The organism is Micromonospora sp. R311 (assembly GCF_056780015.1).
The window spans coordinates 119,502-137,989 of the sequence record NZ_JBSWCE010000009.1 but is presented as its reverse complement, the minus strand read 5'-3'; the positions used below and the strand labels follow the sequence as shown (position 1 = coordinate 137,989).

At 72.0% G+C, this 18,488-nt stretch carries 24 protein-coding genes; 10 read left to right on the top strand and 14 right to left on the bottom strand.

Translation table 11 applies throughout. The features are described from left to right. Window positions 1–42: 42 nt before the first annotated feature. The 3 genes from ilvN (at window position 43) to serA (ending at window position 3,569) form a co-directional block, all read left to right on the top strand. A complete protein-coding gene (ilvN, locus tag AC1WTP_RS10220) occupies window positions 43–558 on the top strand; it encodes an acetolactate synthase small subunit (protein WP_481648975.1) in 516 nt (171 codons plus the stop codon). A gap of 85 nt (window positions 559–643) precedes the next feature. Next, window positions 644–1,657, top strand: coding sequence for a ketol-acid reductoisomerase (ilvC, locus tag AC1WTP_RS10215; protein WP_481648974.1), 1,014 nt, complete (start codon window positions 644–646; stop codon window positions 1,655–1,657). Between the two features lie 313 nt (window positions 1,658–1,970). Then, complete coding sequence (gene serA / locus AC1WTP_RS10210) at window positions 1,971–3,569, top strand: phosphoglycerate dehydrogenase (protein ID WP_481648973.1); 1,599 nt, start codon at window positions 1,971–1,973, stop codon at window positions 3,567–3,569. 81 nt (window positions 3,570–3,650) lie between these two features. Here serA and AC1WTP_RS10205 read toward each other — a convergent pair whose 3' ends face one another. Further along, window positions 3,651–4,007, bottom strand: a complete 357-nt coding sequence (locus AC1WTP_RS10205) for a hypothetical protein (RefSeq protein ID WP_481648972.1) — start codon at window positions 4,005–4,007, stop codon at window positions 3,651–3,653. A 353-nt stretch (window positions 4,008–4,360) separates the two neighbouring features. Then, window positions 4,361–5,206 (bottom strand): FAD:protein FMN transferase, encoded by an 846-nt coding sequence (locus tag AC1WTP_RS10200; protein WP_481648971.1) that lies wholly within the window; start codon window positions 5,204–5,206, stop codon window positions 4,361–4,363. Window positions 5,207–5,358: 152 nt separating this feature from the next. On the opposite strand from AC1WTP_RS10200, the gene AC1WTP_RS10195 reads away from it, so the two are divergent. The 3 genes from AC1WTP_RS10195 to AC1WTP_RS10185 all read left to right on the top strand — a co-directional run bounded on the left by AC1WTP_RS10195 (window position 5,359) and on the right by AC1WTP_RS10185 (window position 7,836). After that, entirely contained in the window at window positions 5,359–6,390 is a 1,032-nt protein-coding gene (locus AC1WTP_RS10195; RefSeq protein ID WP_481648970.1) for a 3-isopropylmalate dehydrogenase, read from the top strand. Window positions 6,391–6,739: 349 nt separating this feature from the next. After that, on the top strand, window positions 6,740–6,991 hold the full coding sequence (locus tag AC1WTP_RS10190; RefSeq protein ID WP_481648969.1) for a hypothetical protein: 252 nt from the start codon (window positions 6,740–6,742) through the stop codon (window positions 6,989–6,991). Next, window positions 6,988–7,836 (top strand): tyrosine-type recombinase/integrase, encoded by an 849-nt coding sequence (locus AC1WTP_RS10185; RefSeq protein WP_481648968.1) that lies wholly within the window; start codon window positions 6,988–6,990, stop codon window positions 7,834–7,836. Before AC1WTP_RS10190 ends, AC1WTP_RS10185 begins: the two co-directional genes overlap by 4 nt. A 64-nt stretch (window positions 7,837–7,900) precedes the next feature. On the opposite strand, the gene AC1WTP_RS10180 is transcribed toward AC1WTP_RS10185, so the two are convergent. Next, the gene (locus tag AC1WTP_RS10180) at window positions 7,901–8,248 is read right to left on the bottom strand and encodes a hypothetical protein (protein ID WP_481648967.1); all 348 of its coding nucleotides are present in this window, start codon (window positions 8,246–8,248) and stop codon (window positions 7,901–7,903) included. Window positions 8,249–8,527: 279 nt separating this feature from the next. Further along, window positions 8,528–8,800 carry a winged helix-turn-helix domain-containing protein gene (locus AC1WTP_RS10175; RefSeq protein WP_481648966.1) on the bottom strand — a complete coding sequence of 91 codons (273 nt, stop codon included), beginning with the start codon at window positions 8,798–8,800 and terminating at the stop codon, window positions 8,528–8,530. 80 nt (window positions 8,801–8,880) lie between these two features. On the opposite strand from AC1WTP_RS10175, the gene AC1WTP_RS10170 reads away from it, so the two are divergent. From AC1WTP_RS10170 to AC1WTP_RS10160, 3 genes are all read left to right on the top strand, one after another. Beyond that, window positions 8,881–9,078, top strand: a complete 198-nt coding sequence (locus tag AC1WTP_RS10170; RefSeq protein ID WP_481648965.1) for a hypothetical protein — start codon at window positions 8,881–8,883, stop codon at window positions 9,076–9,078. Next, window positions 9,075–9,227, top strand: a complete 153-nt coding sequence (locus AC1WTP_RS10165; protein ID WP_481648964.1) for a hypothetical protein — start codon at window positions 9,075–9,077, stop codon at window positions 9,225–9,227. Before AC1WTP_RS10170 ends, AC1WTP_RS10165 begins: the two co-directional genes overlap by 4 nt. Window positions 9,228–9,618: 391 nt before the next feature. Continuing rightward, a complete protein-coding gene (locus AC1WTP_RS10160; protein WP_481648963.1) occupies window positions 9,619–10,230 on the top strand; it encodes a DUF2637 domain-containing protein in 612 nt (203 codons plus the stop codon). Between the two features lie 53 nt (window positions 10,231–10,283). Here AC1WTP_RS10160 and AC1WTP_RS10155 read toward each other — a convergent pair whose 3' ends face one another. From AC1WTP_RS10155 to AC1WTP_RS10135, 5 genes are read right to left on the bottom strand one after another with little or no spacing between them, the layout of a single operon-like run. Next, complete coding sequence (locus AC1WTP_RS10155) at window positions 10,284–10,460, bottom strand: hypothetical protein (RefSeq protein WP_481648962.1); 177 nt, start codon at window positions 10,458–10,460, stop codon at window positions 10,284–10,286. A gap of 12 nt (window positions 10,461–10,472) precedes the next feature. After that, window positions 10,473–10,754, bottom strand: coding sequence for a hypothetical protein (locus AC1WTP_RS10150; RefSeq protein ID WP_481648961.1), 282 nt, complete (start codon window positions 10,752–10,754; stop codon window positions 10,473–10,475). 12 nt (window positions 10,755–10,766) lie between these two features. Beyond that, window positions 10,767–11,012 carry a hypothetical protein gene (locus tag AC1WTP_RS10145; RefSeq protein ID WP_481648960.1) on the bottom strand — a complete coding sequence of 82 codons (246 nt, stop codon included), beginning with the start codon at window positions 11,010–11,012 and terminating at the stop codon, window positions 10,767–10,769. Next, window positions 11,009–11,791 (bottom strand): hypothetical protein, encoded by a 783-nt coding sequence (locus tag AC1WTP_RS10140; RefSeq protein ID WP_481648959.1) that lies wholly within the window; start codon window positions 11,789–11,791, stop codon window positions 11,009–11,011. Before AC1WTP_RS10140 ends, AC1WTP_RS10145 begins: the two co-directional genes overlap by 4 nt. Further along, complete coding sequence (locus tag AC1WTP_RS10135; RefSeq protein ID WP_481648958.1) at window positions 11,788–12,252, bottom strand: hypothetical protein; 465 nt, start codon at window positions 12,250–12,252, stop codon at window positions 11,788–11,790. The genes AC1WTP_RS10140 and AC1WTP_RS10135 overlap by 4 nt, the downstream gene beginning before the upstream one ends. A gap of 63 nt (window positions 12,253–12,315) precedes the next feature. Between AC1WTP_RS10135 and AC1WTP_RS10130 the strand changes: the two genes are divergently transcribed. Further along, window positions 12,316–12,870 carry a zinc metalloprotease gene (locus AC1WTP_RS10130; RefSeq protein WP_481648957.1) on the top strand — a complete coding sequence of 185 codons (555 nt, stop codon included), beginning with the start codon at window positions 12,316–12,318 and terminating at the stop codon, window positions 12,868–12,870. 5 nt (window positions 12,871–12,875) lie between these two features. Here AC1WTP_RS10130 and AC1WTP_RS10125 read toward each other — a convergent pair whose 3' ends face one another. Genes AC1WTP_RS10125 through AC1WTP_RS10105 form a run of 5 tightly spaced genes read right to left on the bottom strand, consistent with a single transcriptional unit; the run spans window position 12,876 to window position 18,334 of the window. After that, window positions 12,876–13,595, bottom strand: a complete 720-nt coding sequence (locus tag AC1WTP_RS10125) for an RNA-binding protein (RefSeq protein ID WP_481648956.1) — start codon at window positions 13,593–13,595, stop codon at window positions 12,876–12,878. 29 nt (window positions 13,596–13,624) lie between these two features. Next, entirely contained in the window at window positions 13,625–14,743 is a 1,119-nt protein-coding gene (locus tag AC1WTP_RS10120; protein ID WP_481648955.1) for a DUF5047 domain-containing protein, read from the bottom strand. Continuing rightward, window positions 14,740–16,566, bottom strand: coding sequence for a carbohydrate binding domain-containing protein (locus AC1WTP_RS10115; RefSeq protein ID WP_481648954.1), 1,827 nt, complete (start codon window positions 16,564–16,566; stop codon window positions 14,740–14,742). Before AC1WTP_RS10115 ends, AC1WTP_RS10120 begins: the two co-directional genes overlap by 4 nt. A 1-nt stretch (window position 16,567) precedes the next feature. Beyond that, the gene (locus AC1WTP_RS10110) at window positions 16,568–17,866 is read right to left on the bottom strand and encodes a hypothetical protein (RefSeq protein WP_481648953.1); all 1,299 of its coding nucleotides are present in this window, start codon (window positions 17,864–17,866) and stop codon (window positions 16,568–16,570) included. Then, on the bottom strand, window positions 17,867–18,334 hold the full coding sequence (locus AC1WTP_RS10105) for a hypothetical protein (RefSeq protein ID WP_481648952.1): 468 nt from the start codon (window positions 18,332–18,334) through the stop codon (window positions 17,867–17,869). Window positions 18,335–18,488: the final 154 nt, after the last annotated feature.

The following is an 18,488-nucleotide window of genomic DNA, read 5'->3' as shown; positions in this document are numbered from 1 at the left end:
ACGTGGTCGTCAGAGCGCGACCGAGCGAAGCGAGGTCGTGGCATGACGATGCACACGCTGAGCGTGCTGGTGGAGAACAAGCCGGGTGTCCTGGCCCGGGTCTCCGGCCTCTTCTCCCGGCGCGGGTTCAACATCGACAGCCTCGCCGTCGGCGAGACGGAGAACCCGGACGTCTCCCGGATCACCATCGTGGTCAACGCCGAGTCCTCCCCGCTGGAGCAGGTCACCAAGCAGCTCAACAAGCTGGTGAACGTTCTCAAGATCGTCGAGCTGGACCCGCAGGTCTCGGTGGCCCGGGAACTGCTGCTGGTCAAGGTGCGGGCCGACCGCCCGGCCCGGGCCCAGGTGCTGGAGACGGTCAGCCTGTTCCGGGCCCGGGTGGTCGACGTGGCGCCGGACACGCTGACCATCGAGGCCACCGGCACCCCGGACAAGCTCGACGCGCTGCTGCGCGACCTCGAACCCTTCGGAATCAAGGAAATGGTCCAGTCCGGGCTGGTGGCGATCGGGCGCGGCTCGCGTTCGATCACCGCCGGGCCGGCGCTGCGGGCCGCCTGACCACCCGCCGGACGGCCCCGCGGGCCGCCCATCCAGCCGCACGATCCACGACGGGCCGCCCGGGCCGCCGTACGAAAGGGAAGTCATGAGCGTTGAGGTGTACTACGACGACGACGCCGACCTCGGCCTGATCCAGGCCAAGAAGGTCGCGGTGATCGGCTACGGCAGCCAGGGGCACGCCCACGCGCTGTCGCTGCGCGACTCGGGGGTCGACGTGGTGATCGGCCTGCCGAGCGGCTCGAAGAGCCGGGTCAAGGCCGAGGAACAGGGCCTGCGGGTGGTCGCCCCGGCCGAGGCGGCGGCCGAGGCCGACGTGATCATGCTGCTCGCGCCGGACACGGTGCAGCGCACCCTGTACGCCGAGTCGATCGCGCCCAACCTCGCCCCGGGCAAGGCGCTCCTGTTCGGGCACGGCTTCAACATCCGGTACGACCTGATCAAGCCGCCGGCCGACGTCGACGTGGCGATGGTGGCCCCGAAGGGCCCGGGCCACCTGGTGCGCCGGCAGTACGCCGACGGCAAGGGCGTGCCGTGCCTGGTCGCGGTCGAGCAGGACGCCTCCGGCTCGGCCTTCGCGCTCGCCCTGTCATACGCGAAGGGCATCGGCGGCACCCGCGCCGGCGCGATCCGGACCACCTTCACCGAGGAGACCGAGACCGACCTCTTCGGCGAGCAGGCGGTGCTCTGCGGCGGCGCGGCGGCCCTGGTGCAGACCGGTTTCGAGGTGCTCACCGAGGCCGGCTACGCCCCCGAGGTCGCCTACTTCGAGTGCCTGCACGAGCTGAAGCTCATCGTCGACCTGATGTACGAGGGTGGCATCGCCCGGATGCGCTACAGCGTCTCCGACACCGCCGAGTACGGCGACCTCTCCCGGGGCCCGCGGGTCATCGACGCCCGGGTCAAGGAGGAGATGCGCAAGATCCTCTCCGAGATCCAGTCCGGCGAGTTCGCCCGCGAGTGGATCGCCGAGGACGACGCCGGCCGCCCCAACTTCGCCAAGTGGCGGGCCGAGGGCGCGGCGCACCCGATCGAGGAGACCGGCCGGAAGCTGCGCGGCATGATGAGCTGGGTCGACCGCCCGATCACCGAGACCGCCTGACGCTTTCCCCGCGGTGCCCGGTCGTCCGCACGACCGGGCGCCGCACCGGCGGCCCCGACCCGACGCTCTCCCCGGCGCCGGGCCGGGGCCGTCGGGCGTCGTGCCCGCCGGTCACCGCTGCCGTTCACCGGCCGGTCACCGCCGGTTGTGAGGGCACTCACCCCACGGTCCGCGACATGCCGGCCGGCCCGCCCCCTACGATCGCGGGTAGGTGCGTAGCCGGCACCTGACGGCAAAAGGCACGGATCAGCGCGGGGCGCAGTGCGGCGTCCGGCGGCCCGGCCGACCGCTCTGACGACATCTACGAGGACCAATGACTCCTGTCGTACTGATCGCCGAAGAACTCGCCCCCGCCGCCATCGAGGTGCTCGCCCACGACTTCGACGTCCGCCACGTCGACGGCACCGACCGCCCGGCCCTGCTCTCGGCGCTCTCCGAGGCCGACGCCGTCATCGTGCGCAGCGCGACCCAGATCGACGCCGAGGCGATCGCCGCCGCGCCGCGACTGAAGGTCGTCGCCCGGGCCGGCGTCGGGCTGGACAACGTCGAGGTGCCGGCCGCCACGGCCCGCGGCGTCATGGTCGTCAACGCCCCCACCTCCAACATCGTCTCCGCCGCCGAGCAGGCCGTCGCGCTGCTGCTCGCGGTGGCCCGGAACACCGCCAGCGCCAGCGCCGCGCTGAAGGCGGGGGAGTGGAAGCGGTCCAAGTACACCGGCGTGGAGATCCAGGGCAAGACCGTCGGCGTGGTCGGCCTCGGCCGCATCGGCGTGCTCTTCGCCCAGCGGATCGCCGCCTTCGGCACCCGGCTGATCGCGTACGACCCGTACATCCAGCCGGCCCGCGCGGCGCAGCTCGGCGTCCGCCTGGTCGGCCTGGAGGAGCTGCTGCGGGAGAGCGACTTCATCTCCATCCACCTGCCGAAGACCCCGGAGACCGTCGGTCTGATCGGCGAGAAGGAGCTGACCCTGGTCAAGCCGGGCGTGCGGATCGTCAACGCGGCCCGGGGCGGTCTGGTCGACGAGCAGGCCCTGGCCGACGCGATCGCCGAGGGCCGGGTCGCCGGCGCCGGCGTCGACGTCTACGCCAAGGAACCGTGCACCTCCTCGCCGCTGTTCGCCTTCGACAACGTGGTGGCCACCCCGCACCTGGGCGCCTCCACCCACGAGGCGCAGGACAAGGCCGGCCTGGCCGTGGCCAAGAGCGTCAAGCTGGCGCTGCAGGGCGAGTTCGTGCCGGACGCGGTGAACGTGCAGGCCGGCGGCGTGGTCGCCGAGGACGTCCGGCCGCTGCTGCCGCTGGCCGAGAAGCTGGGCCGGGCCTTCACCGCCGTCGCCGGCGGGATCGCCGCCAGCGTCACCGTCGAGGTCCGCGGCGAGATCGTCAACCACGACGTCTCGGTGCTCAAGCTCGCCGCGACCAAGGGGCTGTTCAGCTCGGTCGTCGAGGAGCAGGTCAGCTACGTCAACGCGCCGCACCTGGCCGCCGAGCGCGGCGTCGAGGTCACCCTGACCACCCAGGCCGAGACGGTCGACCACCCCAACCTGGTCACCGTCCGCGGTGCGCTGCCGGACGGCCGCACGGTCAGCGTCTCGGGCACGGTGACCACCGCCGGCACCCGGGACATCATCAAGCTCACCGAGGTCGACGGCTTCGACGTGGAGATCGGCGCCGAGGGCATCCTGCTCTTCCTGCGCTACGTCGACCGTCCGGGCGTGGTCGGCACCGTCGGCACGCTGCTCGGCGAGGCCGGCATCAACATCGCCGCGATGCAGGTGGCCCGCCGGGAGGCCGGCGGCGAGACGCTGATGACGCTCACCGTCGACCAGGCGCTCGGCGCCGACCTGCTCACCTCGGCCGCCGAGTCGATCGGGGCGGTGGCGGCCAGCGCCGCCGACCTGCGCGACGAGTAGCCCGCAGGCACGACGACGGGGGGCCCGGCGGATCGCCGGGCCCCCCGTCGTACGCCGAGCGGGGCCCTCGTACCGGGGCGCTCAGTTGTTCAGTCGCGCCGGGGGCGGGTAGACCGTGCCGTCCTGCGCGTCGAAGAGCATCAGCCCGTGCTCGCCGGCCAGCCGCTCGATGTCGAGCAGCACCTGGTCCTCGCAGGTCGGGTGCAGGTTCAGCTCGACGTGGTCGTGCGCCGCGTGCAGCGGGCTGACCGCCCACGGGCTGTCCGGGCCGGGGTGCCGGTCCGGATACGAGCCGGTGATCGCCCGGTAGAAGCCCACGACCCGCGGGTCCGGGTGCCGGTCCAGGTGCTGTCCCTGCCGGCACCGCTGCACCGCGGCCCGGACGTCCTCGGGTGTCGCCCCGTCCGCCAGGGCCCACACGCTCAGATCGAAACTCACGGCGCACAGCGTGCCATCAGTCGTTCACCATGTCGAAACTGCCCCGCCGCAGGTGGGCTCCCGAGTTGCCACGCTCCTGCCGCGACGGTCCGCTGTGGAGACTCTTGCGTCGAGTTGCGTCGATTCGCTAGCGTACCTGTGCGGTCACTGGCCGAGCTCGCGGCGTTGGCCCGTCTTCGGGTGGCGAGGTCGACGTTCCGGCCCGACCGGCCCGCACCCCTCGATTGCGCGAGCCACGCGCACTCGTCGCTGACCGGCCTCCACGGTCGTTGCCGCGACCGTGGGGGCCGATCGCGCGTCGGTCCCGTCCGGTGGCGGCGCTGGGCGCGTCGCCGGCGGGCGCAGAAGCGGCCTCAGCGGTGGTGGGCGAAGAGCGGGCGATAGTCCGAGCCGCTGTCGAACCAGGCAAGGCCGGCAGGGCCGGCGGCGTAGAGCGCGGTGGCGTACGCGTCGGCCACCGCGAGATCCGGCCCGACGACGGTGGCCGCCACCAGCTGGTCGGCCGGTTCCCCGGTGTGCGGGTCCACCACGTGCCCCTGCCGGCCGGTCACCCCGGAGGTGCCGACCGCCCCGGCGGTCATCTCCAGCACCTGCGCTGCCCGGCGCCGGTCGGTGGGGTGGTGCACCGCCACCCGCCACGGGCCGCCGTGCGGGGCGCGCCCGCGTACCACCAGGTCGGCGCCGGTGAGCACGGCGTAGTCGTGGATGCCGGCGGCGCGCAGCCGGGCCGCGGCCCGCTCCACCGCCCAGCCGCCGAGCAGGCCGCCGGGGTCGAAGCCGCCGGGCACCGCCCAGGCGTCGAACCAGCCGTCGGTGGCCGCCCGCATGGCGGCGCACCGGTCCACCAGGTCGGCCAGCGGCGGGTACGACTCGGGGCTGATCTCACCCCGGCGCAGCCGGGAGACCAGGCTCTCCGGGCGGTTGGGGCCGTAGGTGAGGTCGATCGCGCGCAGTTCGGCGACCGCGTCCCGCAGCGCCTCGCCGACGTTCCGGCGGCCGAGCCACTCCGGGGCGTTGAGCAGCAGCGAGTACTCGGCGGTGGAGATGCGCAGGGTGTACTGGACGGCGATCCGGCCGCCGAAAACCGTGTCGGACCGGTCGAGCCGCGGGCTCCGCGGGCCGAGTCGCAGGTCCGGGCGGCGGCTGGAGAAGGCCGACTGGTCCACCCAGCGGGTTCGGGGCTGCTGGTCGATCCGCATGGCGCCACGCTAACCAGCGGAGTTGACCGCACCATGAATCCCACCTGGGAGCCTCCTGTGCATCGCCATTTCCCGGATACTGGAAGACGCGTACCGGGAGGCGGGACGGCGACGTACCGTCGGGGCGACGGCGAGGCGAAGGAGCACAGGACGTGGCACGGATCGCGGTGGTGGCCGGTGACGGGATCGGACCGGAGGTGGTCGCCCAGGCGCGCAAGGTCATCGACGCCGTGCTGCCCGGGGTGGCGGCGACCGAGTACGACCTCGGGGCGGCCCGCTACCACCGTACCGGCGAGGTGCTCCCCGAGTCGGTGCTGACCGAGCTGGCCGGGCACGACGCCATCCTGCTCGGCGCCGTCGGCGACCCGAGCGTCCCGCCCGGGGTGCTGGAGCGCGGCCTGCTGCTCAAGCTCCGGTTCGCCTTCGACCAGTACGTCAACCTCCGCCCGTCGCGGCTCTGGCCCGGCGTGCCCGGGCCGCTGGCCACCGTGAAGCCCGGCGAGGTCGACCTCGTCGTGGTGCGCGAGGGCACGGAGGGCCTCTACGCCGGCGCCGGCGGCGCGCTGCACCGGGGGACCCCGGCCGAGATCGCCACCGAGGAGAGCCTGAACACCCGGCACGGGGTGGAGCGGGTGATCCGCGACGCCTTCGCCCGGGCCGCGCGCCGGGAGCGGCGCAAGGTCACCCTGGTGCACAAGACGAACGTGCTCACCCACGCCGGTTCGCTCTGGGCCCGCGCGTTCGAGGCGGTCGCCGCCGAGCACCCGGACGTGACCACCGAGTACCAGCATGTCGACGCGGCCGCGATGTTCCTGGTCACCCAGCCCCAGCGCTACGACGTGGTGGTCACCGACAACCTCTTCGGCGACATCCTCACCGACATCGCCGCCGCGGTGACCGGCGGCATCGGGCTGGCCGCCAGCGGCAGCATCAACCCCGACGGCACGTACCCGTCGATGTTCGAGCCGGTGCACGGCTCGGCGCCGGACATCGCCGGGCGCGGCGTCGCCGACCCGGTGGCGGCGGTGCTCTCCGCCGCCCTGCTGCTCGACCAGCTCGGCCACGCCGACGCCGCGGCCCGGGTCACCGCCGCGGTGGGTCAGGAGCTGGCCGCGCGGACGCCGGGCGTACCGCTGCGCACCGCCGAGGTGGGCGACCGGCTGGCGGCCCACGCCGCCTCCTGAGCGGGGTCGCCGCACGCCGTCCGGCGGCCGCCCCGCGTGCCGACGGTTCGGCCGCCCCGTTACGCCCGGGCGGCGCTACCCGCTGAACGACCGTTCGGACGCCTCACCCGTTGGGGCGGCTCAACCGGCGCGCACCGCGCCGACTCGTCCGAAGAGCCGACCCGCTAACGCATCGACGCGCCCGCAATCCTCCGCTCCGCCGACCCGCCGCCGGCCTACCCGAATTGACCGGGCCGCCGGCCGATAGCCCGCACCCGCACGCCCGTCACAGCATCAACACAGTGACGCGCCCGGGGGCGGGGCCTATCCGCACACCCGGGCGCTCGACCGGACACAGGAGGTCCGACCTATGCGCACCCTAACGGCCACCGAGCGGCGCTGGCAGGAAGCCGACCGCCGGTACGAGCGGCGGGAGCGCCTCGCCGCCCTGCGGTTCGCGGTGGAGAAGATGGCGCTGCGGCTCGCCGCGTCGCAGCACGAGAACGCCCGCTACGTGGGCAACGACTGGGCTAAGTCGGACCGGGCGTTCCGCGCCGCGAACCGGCAAATGGCCGCTCTGCGCCGGCTGCTCGACGCCCTCTACGCCGAGGCGATCCGATGACCTACCCCGTCGACACCGCCCACGCCCCACACACCCACGACCTCATCACCGCCTACCTCCGACACCTCGCCGCCCTCGGCCGCGCCGAAACCACCCGAGACACCTACGCCGACGAACTCTGCCGCCTCGACCGACAGCTACCCGAAGGCCTCGAGTTCGCGTGCGCCGACGAGCTGCGCGACACCATCCACAACGGGCAGCGCAGCCCCGCCCACATCGCGAAGATCACCGCCGCCGTCGTCGGCTTCTACGCATGGGCGACCCGCCCGTCCGACCCGTACCTGGACTTCAACCCCGCGACCGACCTGCCCCGCGCCAAGGTCCGACCGCGCCGGCCCCGACCCGTCACCAACGAAGAGCTCGCCGACATCCTCCGCCGGGCCCGCGAACCCATGCGCACCTGGTACCTACTCGCCGCCGGCAACGGCCTCCGATGCGTCGAGATCTCCCGACTCGACCGAGCCGACGTCACCGAGGACGCGACGTGGATCCGCGGCAAGGGCGGCAAGGAACGCATCGTGCCCACCCACCCGGCCGTGTGGCAGGCGGTGAAGGACCTGCCGTCCGGGCCGATCGCCCGCAACCGGGACGGATCACACGCCGACCGCGTCCAGGTCCAGGAACGCGCCAACTACCACCTACAGACCACGCTCGGGCACAAGACGGTGTCCATGCATCGGCTGCGGCACTGGCACGGCACCTATGTGCATCAGGCGGCCGGCGGCGACATCCGCGTGACGCAGGAGCTGCTCGGGCACGCGTCGCCGAACACCACCTCGGTGTACGTGGCGACGATCGGCGGCGCGAAGGCGGCGGCCGTGCACGCCTTGCCGCTGCCTGTCTGACCCTGGCAGACGACGAAGCGCCCCGGACCCCCTACTGGTCCGGGGCGCTGTCGTGCCCGGGGGGTTAGCGGATACGCCGCGGCCGACGTACCCGCTGCGGCGCGGTCACCTCCGGCGGCACCACATGCTGCTGCGGTGGCGCGTCGACGCGCACCGGATCGTTGACCGTCTCGACGCGCGGCCGGCGGTCGCGAGGCAGTTGCCCCATGCTCGCCACCACCACCACGTGCGCCCGCCCGCCGTCGATCATCTGCATAGCGTCCGGCCAGGTACGGACGATGCCGGCGAACACGTACCCGCAGGCCTCCACCCTCTCCAGGCAGGGGGCGGCGATGGCGGCGAACTCGGCGGGGTCGGTGACGGCGGCGGGGACGAACACGAGAGCGTGGTCAGGGGTGGCGCGGTTGGACATCAAGGCACAGCTCCTTGCCTTAACGGAGACTTAACCGAGCCCCGATGAAACACCCGTGCGACTGGGCGGCGGAAGGGCTGGTAGCGGCTACCGAGGTAGCTCTCCGCCAACGTTGTACAGGCTGGCTGGCCGGTGGAACTTCCACGTGCTATGCGCCACCGAGCGTGAGTGACCGGCGGGGCTTGGGAGCTTGCCCAGTCACCGACCGTTGATCATCCGCACACCGGCCGCCGTCACTGGCCGCATTGTGGCCACTGCCGGATATCACCGATGCCGCTACTAATCGCGTTCCGTGCGTTCCTCCACGTACACGCCCGCTCCCGGCACGCCGTACGTCAACCGACGCTCCCTGAGGATGATGTGCGCCTTCTGAATCGTCGGCACCGACACCGAGTAGAGGGCGGCCAGCTCACGCATGCTCGGCAACGGTGTGTGCGGCGGATACTCGCCGGCGGCGATACGGGCTGCGAGGTCGTCTGCGATCTGCTCGTACGTCAGCCGGCGAGCGGGCATGGATGTGGTGATCTCTCCTGGGTTGGGCGCCCAGATCACACCATTCCGCGAATCGTGGCGGCAACGGCATGCTTGCCCTAGATATCTAGGCTTTCTAGGGTGCACACAGTAGCTATTCAGTGATCTTCAGTCATGGGGTGATCGTCGTGGTGCCCGACTACTCGCACGCGGACCCGCCGCCCATCGTCGACGGTGACCGCGTCAAGCCACCGCCGGCCGAGCTGCCGCCCCCGACCACCCTCGCCGAACGGCTCCCCGTCCTCGTCTGCGCCGTCGTCGTCGCCCTGGCCGTCATCGTCGGGACGCTGCTCCGATGACCACCGCCGACGGCCGCCCGTGGTGGCGCCGGGACCTCGACGACCACCGGCAGCGCGAGGGCCGCTGCCCCCTCTGCCGGACTGCCCGCCGCTGCTGGCCGTGGGCGGTCGCGTTCGCGGCGAGCGTCATCGAGTCGAGCCGGCCGTGACCGCCCCGCCGGTCACCGCGAAGGCGTCCCGGTGCCTCGGCTGCGCGCCGACGATCCTCGACGTCGGCCACACCTGCGGCGGCAGCCGCATCCCGGTCGCCGAGCTCGGCTGGTGGTGCGACTGCCCCGAGCCGGCCTGCCGCCGGCGGCAGGCCGGCGACTGGACGGACCAGCCTCATACCCGCACCCGACCCCAAGGGAGTACCCGATGACCCGCCACGAGGACGCCCCGCCGTGGGCGAAAGCCCTGATGATCCTGACCGGGCTGGTGCTGCGCCTACGGCGAGTGCGCTGACCGGACCCGGATACGACAAGCCCCCATCAGGACGGGCCCGGACGCAGCGACGCCACCGCTGGCCGGGCCCTTGATCAGACACTGGAGGTCTGACCCATGCCCATCATGCCCCTAGCGTCCCGCGCCGCACGCGGCGGCTCGGCGGCGGTCGTCGCCGGCGTGGCGGCCGTCGCGTCCTACTCCCACATGCGGGACCTGGCCGCCGGCCATGGCCAGTCGCCGCTGCTGGCCAACCTGCTGCCGATCAGCGTGGACGGAATGCTGATCGTCGCGTCGGCGGTGATGGCCGATGACCGGGCCGCCGGCCGGCCGGCCAGGCTGTCCGCCCGGGTGTCCTTCGTGGTCGGTGTGGTGGCCAGCATCGTGGCCAACGTCCTGGCCGCCCCGGACGACCTGGTGGCCAGGGTCATCTCGGCGTGGCCAGCGCTGGCCCTGCTGCTGGTCGTTGAGATGCTGACCGGGTCAGCCAGGCCGGTAGCCGGTCCGGCCACCGAGCGGGCGACGGACACCAGCCTGGCCGCCGTGCCGGCCGCGCCGGTGACCGGATCGACCGCGCTGGCCAACCGGTCGGGGATCGCCCCGGATACCGCGGTCCGGATTGCCGCGGCGATGGCCGCGAAGCCGGGCGCGGACAGGGACGAGATCGCGGCCACGGCCGGTGTGTCCGCCCGGACAGTCCGCCGGTATTTGGCCGTCCAGCCGGTCTGACCACAGCGAAGCGCCCCGCCTGGCCGGAGCCAGGTGGGGCGCTCTCCGTTCTGCTACTGCGCGGGCCGGTTCGGAACCGCGTACACGATGCCGAGCCCGGCGAGCGTCGCGCCGGCGACGCCCACCCACTCCGCCGGGGAGACAGTGTTATCGACCAGGGCGGTGCCGAGCGCGCCGAGTCCGGCGAGCAGGGCGGCGACGATGGCCTTGGCGTACGGCTTCCACTCCATGCGTGAGCCTCCTCAGACTCTCGGGGGCCACACCCAGTGACCCCACTTGCCGGGCTCGCCCTCGCAGCGTGAGGTGGCCCAGTAGGTGTCATCGCCGTCGAGCAGCACCTTGAGGTTCGCGGCGGACCCGCCGAAGGTACGGACGACCAGAGCCGGGTAGGTGTCGCCCGGACTGACGGCGTTCCACCGCATGGCCTTCGACGTGTCGTGGCTGGCGTGGCGGATGCTGGCGATCAGCGAGGCGTCGGTCTCGCTGAGCGTGTAGTGGACGATGCGGCCGATGGTGGGCTGCACGATGTACCTCCTTCAGTTGACGAGCTGGGGCAGCACCGCGCTGCCGAGCGCGGCGAGGGACAGCAGCACCGCGGCGGCCGGCAGCGGCCACTGCCGGGCCTCCAGCGACCGCAGGCGCAACTCGTGGTCCCGCACGTCGCCGGCGTGACTCACGTTCTGGTCGACCAGCTTGTTGACGGTGTCGCGAAGCAACACCACCTGGTCGTAGATCTCCCGCGCGGTGATCTGCACCGGCCCCAGCGGGGACAGCTCGCTCACGACGCGGGCCCGGCGACCGCCCGCCGCACGATGGCGTCGGCCAGCTGGTCGTAGTCGATGGCCACAGCCGGCCGCTCCGCGAGCTGGCGCAGCTGGTCGGCGAGGCTGGCCAGCGTCGGGTGGGCCGGGACGTCCGCGCCGGTGTGGTCCTCACCCATCGCCATCCGGGTGTAGATCTGCCCGACCGGGTTCCGGCCGTCCAGCCGCGTCAGGTTCCGGTGGATCGTCTCCAACCAGGCGTGCTCTTCCGGGGTCATGTCGTCGTCCTCCAACAGGCCGATGGTGGTCAGGTAGCGGCGGAACAGCGGCGTCTGGTCGCGGCCCGCCTTGATCGCGTCGCGGAAGAAGCTGAAGTGCGTGTGGTAGAGGTGCGAGTCGTCGCCGGAGCTGCGCCGGCCGAGCCGGTCCCACCGCTTCACCGTCCGCCCGTCGGGGCTGTAGATGATCTCCCGAATGTCGCGGGTGTCCGGCGCGTTCGCCGCGCACTGGCCGACGCACCAGTTGGAGAACGACATCAGGGTGTGCGTCCGGCCGGCGGAGCGGACGGAGAACGTCCCCACGTCCAAGCCGGCGGCGTGGTCGGTCAGCCCGTTGCGGTCCCGGCTCGACTCGACAACGGAGTAGTCGCCGGCCACGACCCGGTCCCGGCCACAGTGATAGCCGCCCCAGTGCGCGGAGTCGCCGACGATGCCGACCTCCGCCGACGCGAGCCCGTGCGGGCCCAACTCGTCGAGCAGCAGCCGGCGGACGGCCAGCAGATTCCGCGGTGCCAGCGTCACAGCTCGGCCTTGAAGTTGATGCCCGACAGCGTGACGAGGGTGGTAGCTCCGACGATCACCTTCACCGCTCCAGAGGACTCCACGTCGACACGGCCGAGGGTGCTGGAGCTGGTGATGGTCGGGAAAGCCAGAGTGCTCGCCGGGCGGTAGCCGGCAGGGAGGGTGAAGGCGGCCACGTTGAGCGCGCCGTTCTTGATCAATCCGTCGAGGTGGACGACACCGTTCTTGTCCTTCCAGTACCTTGCGCCCTGGAAGGGAGCACCCCAGTCCACCCAGCCGTTCTGGTAGGTGACCGCGACCTTCGCCTGGTTGGTGATGGCACCCGGGTTCAGCGTCTTGGTCCCGTCGGACAGGACCGCTTCGACCGCCTCGGCCAGGTCCTGTGTGGCGCCACCGATGTCCGGCGGGTCCACCGCGTTCTCCAGGTAGGGGAACCCGTATGTCGAGGTACTGGCCGGCATTCATGCCTCCCGGTGGACAGGGGCGGTTACCATCGCCCACAACAGACTGATCGGAGAGTGATCATGCGACGCCTGGTCGTGGCCACCGGCGTGCTGGCGGCTGCCCTGACCGCCGCCGCCACGCTGGTGTGGATCGACGTGCTCGACGACCACCGCGCCCGGGCGGCCGCCGCCGCGCCGGCGCCCGTGCGGTACGCGCCGCCGGTCGTCGAGGTCGCACCCGGGGTCGACGTCGACCCGGCCGAGGCCGAGGCCGAAGTCGAACGGATGGTCAACGACCCGCGCGGCTGGCGCGCCGACCTGCAACACGTCACCGTCCGAATCGTGCGACCCGGCGACTACGGCACGCAGCCCATGCCCGGCACGATCGGCCGCGCCTGGCCCGAGGACCAGCTGGTGGTCGTCACCGTGGAGGCGTGGACGACGCTCGGCCCTCGGTTCGCTGCCTCGGGCGGCACCCTCGAGGACCAGCGGGCGTGGATCGTGCTCCACGAACTCGGGCACGTGCTCGGCCACGACCACGCCGAATGCCCCGGCTCGGGCCCGGCGCCGGTCATGCGCGACACCAACTACCTGCTCGGCGACGGCTGCACGTACAACGTGTGGCCCAACCCCTGACCTGGTCATAGCGCGAACACCGCGATCTCCCGCGAGCTGAAATCGACCGGCCCGATACCGCTGTCGGCCGCCCGATTCCGGTACTTCATCGTGAACGTCGTAGACCCCGGGTTGAGGCCGGTGAACAGGTGCATCATCGCCCCCTGATTCCCGCCAGCGACCAGCGCGTCGGTAGCAGCCCCCGTGCCGGGGAACTCGAAGAAGTGGCCGAGGCTGTAGACGCCATCGGCCGGGATCGTGGTCGCCCCGGACACGGCGACCGACACCCCGCCGGTGGTGAACCGCTGAAACGAATCGGACTTGCCGATGTCGGCGGTCCACAGCACCAACGCCCGCCCCGATGACGAGATCGCGGTGGTGACGGAGGGGCCAACAGCCGCCCCGGTCAAGTCGCCGAAGCTGATGGCGTTACGGGTTCCCTCGGCCGGGTCGGACGCGGCGATGATCCGGGAGAACACGGCGGCGAGCGCGGACGCAGCCTCCGGCGTGCCCGGGATGGTGTACCGGCCGAGGATCCCCCACGACGAGGCCGCCCCGCCGCTCGTCAGGATGGTCACCACGTCACCGGCCTTCAGCTGAGTCGCCTCGCTGGTGTTCAGGATTGGCAGGTTCTCGACCAGCACCCCATCGACCTCGACCACGTTCTCGGCCGTGGTCTGGTTCCACTCCCGGATGGTGCCCTGCCGCTTGCCGAGCCCGGGCGGCGGCGGCGCAGCGGCCAGCACCGGCGCCAGGTCGTGAGACGGGTACGACATCAGGCTCCTCCCAACAGCACGGTGGTCTGCTCCCGGGTGGCCGCGGACATCGCCGCCTCCGCGGTCAACGGCACCACCAGCTGGTCGACCACGTGCACCTCCGACCGGCCCGGGTAGGTCACCCGGATCGGGTCGCCCGGCTCCAGCGCCGGGTTCGGCACGGCCGCGAAGTCCACCGCGTACGGCAGCCCGAGCTGGCGGGCCAGCATCCCGGCGGCCGCCGACCGGGCCTGAGCCGATGTGGTGATGAACGGCGACGAGTAGAACCGCGGCACCTTGCCGAACTGGCCGTGCCAGTACGTCGGGGACAGCGGGTTCGCGTCGACGACCACCGCCCGGGCCGGGCTGGTCGTGTCCATGCCCTCGCCCACCGCGACCACGGCGTTGTAGACACCGTCCCGGGTCAGCCGCCGGCCGACGGAGACGAGCACCCCGCTCTCACCGTGGCTGACCTCCCACACCGGGCTGCTGGTCGCCGGCGGCGTACGGATCACCAGGTGACCCCGGTGGTCCCACCACCACATCTTCCCGACGCTGGTGACCAGGTCGTCGAGGACCGCGTACCGGTCCTCCTCAGCGAGGATCTGCCGGCCGATCGCCTGCCCGCTCATCGCGTCGTCCCACTCGATCACCGCCGACGGGTAAATCTCCGTCACCAGCGCCGACACCACCGCCCCGTACGTCGTCGACGCCGAGAACGCCCGCAGCCCCGTCAGCCGGCCGTCGACGATCCCCGACATGCGATCCCGGGCCTGGATGGTGATCGGGCCCGTCGGGGCGTCGTCCTGCTCCACCGTGTAGATGCGGAAGTACCCCTGGCTGACCCACTCGGTGCGGCCGTTGCCGAACTTGACGCCCCGCCGCACGTGGATCTCGTTGCCGTACGGGGCGAGCAGATCCACCGCCCGGGTCGGCCACCTCCGGTCACCGTCGGTGCGGAGCTCCAGCGTCGACCGGGTCTCCTGCGACGCGTCCAGCTGCACGTCCCCGCCAAGGATCGGGATGTCCGTGCCGGCCGGGTTGACGCCGATCTGCCCGGGCGCGACCACCCGAGCGGTGGCCACCATCTGGTGGGAGCCCCGCACCGCTTGGAGGAACGCGTCGCTGACCGGCCTCACGGGACGATCACATCCTCGGGCGAGCCGACCAGGTCCATCAGGCTCAGGATCGTGTCGTGCGCGTCGAGGACCGCCTGACACGTCGGGTAGGTGTTCAGCACCGTCTGGCAGGTCACCGTCGACCCGACCACGTCCGGGCCCGGCGCGGCGACCTCCACGCAGGGCAGCTCGAACACCCGCCGCGGGCCGAGCCGCGACGTGCGCCGCTGCCGGGTGTCACCGACCACCACGTACCCCTCCGGCACGCCGGTGCCGGCCGGCGCGTGCACGAAGAGCACGTCACCGGAGGCGAGCATCAGGTCCAGGTCGTCGGCGTCCCCCGGAGTGCCGGTGAGGACTTCGAGCGTCCACCGGCGGGAGCCGCGGACGTCGCTGACCGAGACGGGCAGGCTTCGGCCGACGACGTCGAACACCCCGTTGCGGGCCGGCCGCTCGACGTCGGAGTAGTCGGCGACGGTGACCGGCCGGTTGAGGAACGGCCGGGCGATGCTCTTCAGCCACACCAGCCCACCGAGCGACGGGGTGATCGACCCGGTGAACACCGTCGTCTCCGGCGATGCCACCGCGAAGTCGTCGAGCGTGTAGGTGAACGGCATCGTGTTCGTCGACCCGGCGTCGATGATCGTGCGAATGCCCGCCTTCGTGCCCGCCGTCAACGTCGTGTCCGTCGCCTCCACCTGCCAGTCTGACGGCGGCGTGTCGCCCTCCCGCCAACCCCTGCCGCGCAGCAGACTGCCCGCCACGTCCAGCTCCACCACATAGCGGGTGTTCGGAACGTGGGTGATGCCGGGCAAGACGATCGACGCGAGGGTGGTGTCCACCCCGGCGGCCCGGCGGCGGATCGAGCAGGTGATGTTCAGGTCGGGGATGTACGCCAACCGGGCCTGGTAGAAGTTCGCGTCGTCGACGAACCGGGCGATGGCGTACACGGACAACGACGTACCGGCAGGCTGCGCCACCGCCGGCACACTCGACGTCACCCGCACCCGCGCGTCCGACCCGACGTCGATCACACTGATCCGGCCCTGATTCGTCGCACTGTGAATGTGCTGGCCGACCCCGTTCGCGGCCACGAACGCCGACGCGGACCCGAAATGCTGCCACGGCTGCCCCGACGGCGCGGTACCGAACCCGAACGGCCGCAGCGTCGCCTCATCGACGTACACAGTGTTCGACGCTGGCGGAGTGCCGGACAGAGCCGCGCCCTGCATCATCGCCTGCGCGGCACCGACCGGAGCGGTCGCGTCGTGCGTGATCAGCGTCCACGTGTTCGCCGCCACCGCCACCGTCGTCGCCGACGAGGACAGAAACGCGCCGCCACCGTCACGCCAGATGATCCCCACCACGACGTCACGGGCCACCGCCGACCGCACCCACGACGACGCCCGATACGTCGTCCCAGCCGTGATCGGCACGTTCTCCGAGCGGGCCTCCGCGCTCGCCGCCACCCCGTCGGGGGTGAGCAGCAGCGACGCCGCCCCCTCATGCGCCTGCGCCGTCGACCGGGCCACCGTGCCACCCAACGCCGTCCACGACGAGGCGCTCGTCTCGAAGAACGGGTTCGCGTTCAGCGGCGGCCGAGCGAACTCGTCCCACGCCGTCGGCCCGACGACCCGGTAGTAGTTCGGCACGTCCGGCGTGAACTCGTAGTCATCGACCTGGGCGACACCCGCCACAGGCAGCACCTCGTACCCGCCGCGCACCGTGGACCAGCGCACCTGGTCGGTGGACCGCTCCACCCGCACCGGCACCACGCTGCCAAGGCCGTCCGCGGAGATCCGCACCCGGGACAGCTGCGGGTCGTAGGTCAGGGACAGGGCCACCTCACTTCCTCCCCGCCCCGGCGCCGACGCGCCGCTTCAACTGCCGGTCGTGCTCCCGCAGCTCCGTGCGCACCACCCGCACGACCTCGCCGCCGATCTCGATGTGCGCCTCCAACACCTGCGGCCCGAGGGACGAATTGGGTGTGACGTAGCCCGGCGAGCGGCCCATCGTCAGGACCTCGGGCCCGTTCTCACCGACCAGGTACGAGCGGCCGGGCTGGGTGTGGCCACCCGACGCCCTCCGGCCGAGCCGGACGGCGACCTGCTCCTCCAGGTTCTTGATGCCGCGCAGCGACACGTCGACGTGCACCGTCTTACCGGTGATCTTGTCGAGTTCGTGGTTCGCGTTCTTCTGGAACTCGGCGAACTCCTTGGCCGCGTTCTTCAGCTTCGGCCCGATGCCGGGAATCCACCCGAACGCGGCCGCCGCCCCGCCGATGATCTTCCCGAGGACGGCGAGGACAACCCGCACCCCGGCAACGAACACGCCACCGATACCGATCCACACCTCGCGGGCCTTGCCGTACAGGTTCGCCAGCCAGCCGATCACCTTGCCGAGGACGATGATGATGCCCTCAAGCCAGGTCAGGAAGTCACCGAGGAACTTGTTCGCGCCCGGCCCGCCCTCGGCGATCGATGCGAAGAACTTGTCGATCGCGGTGCCGATCCTGGGCAGGTGCTGGGCGAGGGTGTCCCACAGCGGCTGGCCCGCCTGCAGGGACTTCTCGATCCCGGGCAGCGCGTTCTCGGCCAGCTTGGTGATCCCGGGCACCAGCTTGTCGATGATCGGGGCGGTCAGCTCACCGATCCGCCTGAGTGTCGGCCCCATCCGCTCGATGGCGTTGCCGAACGTGTCCGCGGCCCGCACCAAGGGCCCCTCGAACGGCTTACCGAACCCGTCGAACACCTTCTGCGCCCGGTCACCGAACCGCTTCCACGCGGCCTTCACCTGCGGCGAGTTCGACGCGGCCTTGATCCCGGCGGCGAGCACCCCACCGCCGACGGCGAGGAGGATCCCGGCGGTCAGCGCGGCGCCGACCGCGGCGGACATGGTCGTCGCGACGAACGCCGCGAACGCCACCACCCCTGCCTGAACCTGCGGCGGCGCCGACTTGAACGCCCCGGAGATGCCGCTGGTCAGGTCGAGGCCAATCTTCTGCCCGATGCGGGCGAACGCGCCGGCTTTCTTCTCGATCCCGGAGGTGGTCTTGTCGATCTGCTTGGCCGCGTCGGCCGCCGCCTTGGCCAGGCCCTTGGCGGTGCCGTCGAACTTGATCCGGATCGTCCGCTCGCCGGCCATTCAGTCACCGTCCCGGGAGAACTTCGCCACGACGGCGTCGGCGGACTGCCGCCACTGCTGGCTGATGGTGGCCTCGTTGTCCTCCACAGAGCGGAAGAACCAGTACGAGCCGCGGCCCAGGTGCGGGCGGAACTGCCGCAGGCTGTACCGGCCGTCCTGGCTGGCGCCGAACTCCGAGCCGAACAGCAGCTTGTAGGCGGGCTTGCGGTTGCGGCCGATCCGCTTGCTGCCGCCGGCGACGATCGACGGCACCCGGTCACGGCGGGCCTTGACGGTCGGGGCGAGGATCGCCGCCTGGCGGCCCTCCGCCCGGGCCGCGGTCTGCACGCGGGTGGCGAGGGTCTGCGACAGCCGCAGCGACGCGTCGCGCAGCTCGCCGCCGGCATCCTTCGGCAGCTTCCGCAGCGCGGCAAGCGTTTCCCGGACACCCTCGATGTGGAGGGTGATGGTCAAGCCCTTCTTCGCCATGTGCCCTCCTCATCCGCTCATCTGCTGGCCGTCCTGGCTGGCCTGTCGGTGCTGGCGTGCCAGCAGGTCGTGGGCCGTGACGATCGCCCGCTCGCCCTCGGCCGCCCACACGCTCGGCGGGATGCCGGTGCCGATGGCCAGAGCGACCAGGTAC

Coding starts and splice junctions, on each gene's coding strand:
- ilvN (WP_481648975.1), top strand. CDS start 43: ATGACGATGCACACGCTGAGCGTGCTGGTGGAGAACAAGCCGGGTGTC.
- ilvC (WP_481648974.1), top strand. CDS start 644: ATGAGCGTTGAGGTGTACTACGACGACGACGCCGACCTCGGCCTGATC.
- serA (WP_481648973.1), top strand. CDS start 1,971: ATGACTCCTGTCGTACTGATCGCCGAAGAACTCGCCCCCGCCGCCATC.
- AC1WTP_RS10200 (WP_481648971.1), bottom strand. CDS start 5,206: ATGCGGATCGACCAGCAGCCCCGAACCCGCTGGGTGGACCAGTCGGCC.
- AC1WTP_RS10190 (WP_481648969.1), top strand. CDS start 6,740: ATGCGCACCCTAACGGCCACCGAGCGGCGCTGGCAGGAAGCCGACCGC.
- AC1WTP_RS10185 (WP_481648968.1), top strand. CDS start 6,988: ATGACCTACCCCGTCGACACCGCCCACGCCCCACACACCCACGACCTC.
- AC1WTP_RS10180 (WP_481648967.1), bottom strand. CDS start 8,248: ATGTCCAACCGCGCCACCCCTGACCACGCTCTCGTGTTCGTCCCCGCC.
- AC1WTP_RS10165 (WP_481648964.1), top strand. CDS start 9,075: ATGACCACCGCCGACGGCCGCCCGTGGTGGCGCCGGGACCTCGACGAC.
- AC1WTP_RS10160 (WP_481648963.1), top strand. CDS start 9,619: ATGCCCATCATGCCCCTAGCGTCCCGCGCCGCACGCGGCGGCTCGGCG.
- AC1WTP_RS10155 (WP_481648962.1), bottom strand. CDS start 10,460: ATGGAGTGGAAGCCGTACGCCAAGGCCATCGTCGCCGCCCTGCTCGCC.
- AC1WTP_RS10135 (WP_481648958.1), bottom strand. CDS start 12,252: ATGCCGGCCAGTACCTCGACATACGGGTTCCCCTACCTGGAGAACGCG.
- AC1WTP_RS10130 (WP_481648957.1), top strand. CDS start 12,316: ATGCGACGCCTGGTCGTGGCCACCGGCGTGCTGGCGGCTGCCCTGACC.
- AC1WTP_RS10110 (WP_481648953.1), bottom strand. CDS start 17,866: ATGGCCGGCGAGCGGACGATCCGGATCAAGTTCGACGGCACCGCCAAG.
- AC1WTP_RS10105 (WP_481648952.1), bottom strand. CDS start 18,334: ATGGCGAAGAAGGGCTTGACCATCACCCTCCACATCGAGGGTGTCCGG.